The 2,537-nt window shown below is 70.9% G+C and carries 4 protein-coding genes; 1 reads left to right on the forward strand and 3 read right to left on the reverse strand.

The window, feature by feature from the left end:
* Together ACE3OK_RS12335 and ACE3OK_RS12340 are read right to left on the reverse strand one after the other, a co-directional pair.
* On the reverse strand, positions 1-453 hold a 453-nt coding region (locus tag ACE3OK_RS12335; RefSeq protein ID WP_374249849.1), incomplete at its 3' end, for a histidine phosphatase family protein.
* Between the two features lie 45 nt (positions 454-498).
* Entirely contained in the window at positions 499-921 is a 423-nt protein-coding gene (locus ACE3OK_RS12340; protein ID WP_374249850.1) for a hotdog fold thioesterase, read from the reverse strand.
* A 103-nt stretch (positions 922-1,024) separates the two neighbouring features.
* On the opposite strand from ACE3OK_RS12340, the gene ACE3OK_RS12345 reads away from it, so the two are divergent.
* Positions 1,025-2,203 carry a hypothetical protein gene (locus tag ACE3OK_RS12345; RefSeq protein WP_374249851.1) on the forward strand — a complete coding sequence of 393 codons (1,179 nt, stop codon included), beginning with the start codon at positions 1,025-1,027 and terminating at the stop codon, positions 2,201-2,203.
* 8 nt (positions 2,204-2,211) lie between these two features.
* Here ACE3OK_RS12345 and ACE3OK_RS12350 read toward each other — a convergent pair.
* Positions 2,212-2,537, reverse strand: a 326-nt coding sequence (locus ACE3OK_RS12350) for a solute carrier family 23 protein (protein ID WP_374249852.1), incomplete at its 5' end; no start/stop codon positions are given.

The raw sequence follows: 2,537 nt of genomic DNA on the forward strand, positions 1-2,537 counted from the left end.
ACCGGGGTAGTCGTCGCCTTCACGTTCCCGCATTTCCACCCGCGGCGTCGCGCGCTGCAGCATGCGCTGGGCGGTGTCCATGGTGCGGCACATCGGGCTGGCCAATACCTCGGTGACGGGCAGCTGGAGCCGTCGCACCTGCTGGCCGATGCGCTGCGCCTGGGCGCGGCCCTCGGCCGACAGCAGGCGCTGGTTGGCGCAGTCGTCATGGCTGCGGCTGGCGGCGTCGTTGCGCGAGAAGTCGGTGGCGGTGTGGCGGAAGTAAATGACGTACCCGCCCGCGCGCAGCGCCGCGGCCAGGTTGTCGGGCGCAATGGCCTCGCCCGCCGCAGGCGCCGACGAAGCAGCGGACGCTATTGGGGTGGTAGTGGCCTGGGCCTGCGCGGCGGGTAACCACAGGGTCAGCGCGACCAGGGACAGGGCAAGTGGCGCCAGGGCGCGGCGGTACAGCATCCGGCTCTGAGCCGGGCGCTCAGCGACAAGTTCCGCCGGGTGCGCCTACTTCGGCGCCAGCACCGCCATGGTGATGCGCGACACGCAGGTCAGCTCGCCGGCGTCGTTGCGCAGGTCGATCTGCCACACCTGCGTGGTGCGGCCGATGTGCACCGGCCGCGTGATGCCCGTGACCCAGCCGCTGGTGGCGCCCTTGAGGTGGTTGGCGTTGATGTCCAGCCCCACGGCGCGGTAGCCCTCGGGGCACGAATAGGCGGCGCCGCACGAGCCCAGCGTCTCGGCCAGCACCACGCTCACGCCGCCATGCAGCAGGCCATAGGGCTGGCGGGTGCGCGTGTCCACCGGCACGCGGGCGGTGATGAAGTCGTCGCCCACCTCCAGGAACTCAATGCCAAGATGCCGCACCGCCGTGTCCTGGTGCATCTCCGTCAGGTGCGCTACGGAAATGGGCTTCTTCCAGATCGCCATGGGGTCGTTCCTCCGGTTGCTTGAGCCACGCACTATATCGGCCGGCCCCGGTCGGCGACTGTCGCCTACAGGCGTGGCGCCGGCGCGCGGTTACGCTGGCACGATGAAACGAACGCATCTCTGGGCCTGGGGCGCCGCCGGCGGCTTGCTGCTGGTGGGCGGCATGGCACTGGCCGTGTGGGCCTGGCTGCCCGGCGACGAAGCCTTGCGCAGCCGGCTCGAGACCTCTGCGCTGGCCGCGCTCGGCACGCCGGTGCGCATTGGCCAGGCGCACCTGCAGCTGCTACCGGTGGTGGCCGTGGTACTGGAGGATGTGCGCACCCTGCAGGACGAGCCCATCGTTCTGGCCCGCATCGCGGTGTATCCGCAGGTGCTGCCGCTGCTGCGCAAGGTGCTGGCGGTGGACCGGCTGGAGATCGACGGGGCCCAGGTGCCGCGGGGTGCGCTGCGGGCGTTCCGCGGGCGTGTCACGCCGCCGGACGTCGGCTTCAAGCAGGCGCCGTTGCCGCTGTCACAGGTGGTCTTTCGCGACCTGACCTGGGTGTCTTACAGCGGTATCGCCACGGTGTTTGATGGCGAGGTGGACTTCGACGCACGCTGGCGGCCCCGACAGGCCGTCCTGCGCCGGCCCGGGGCGCCCGCGCCCTTCAGCTTCACGCTGGCCCGCGACGGCGACGCCGACCGCTGGCAGGTGCGCACGGTGGTGGCGGGCGGCACGGCCCACGGCCAGCTGACCCTGCACGAGCTGCCGGAACTGGGCCTGGCGCTCAGCGGCGAACTGGCGCCCAGCGGCATCGACCTGCCCCTGGCCATGAGCACCTTCAACCGCCATTCGCCCATCGGCGGCAAGGCGTCGGCCCGTACGGTGGTGCGCGCCCGCGGGCACACGCTGCTGGACCTGGTGCGCTCGCTGCACACCACCAGCGACGTCACGGTTGCGCAGGCGGTGGTGCTGAAGCTGGACCTGGACAAGGCGGTGCGCTCGCTCGGCAGCGACCGCGCGGGGCAGACCCGGCTTGACAGCCTGACGGCGCGGCTGGACACGCAGAACACCGACGAGGGCATCCGCTTCAGCTACACGCGGCTACAGGCAAAGGCCGGCAGCTACAGCACCACCGGCGAGGCGGAGGTCTACCGAGGCCAGCTCCAGGCCAGCGGCCGGCTGAGCCTGGCCGGCGGCTGGCTTGGCCTGCCCTTTGTGGCCAGCGGGCCGGTGGCCAAGCCGCTGTTCAGGATGTCCCCGCCACCGCCGATGCGCGGGCCGCAGAGCCTGCTGCCCTGAGACCGCGCTCAGGCCTTGCGGTTAAGCAGCGCGTACAGCAGGATGGCGCCAAACGTGGCGGTGCCGATGCCGCCCAGCGCAAACCCGCCGAACTTGAGCGTGAAGTCCCCGGTACCCAGCACCAGCGTGATGGCGGCAACGATCAGGTTCTTGTTGTCGGAGAAGTCGACCTTGTTGTCGACCCAGATCTTGGCGCCGGCCACGGCGATCAGGCCGAACACCACAATGCTCACGCCGCCCATCACCGGCAGCGGGATGGCCTGGATCACCGCGCCAAACTTGGGGCTGAAGCCCAGCACCACGGCAATCACCGCGGCGACCACGAAGATGGCGG

It is taken from the genome of Thermomonas sp. (assembly GCF_041905325.1).
Lineage (GTDB): Bacteria > Pseudomonadota > Gammaproteobacteria > Xanthomonadales > Xanthomonadaceae > Thermomonas.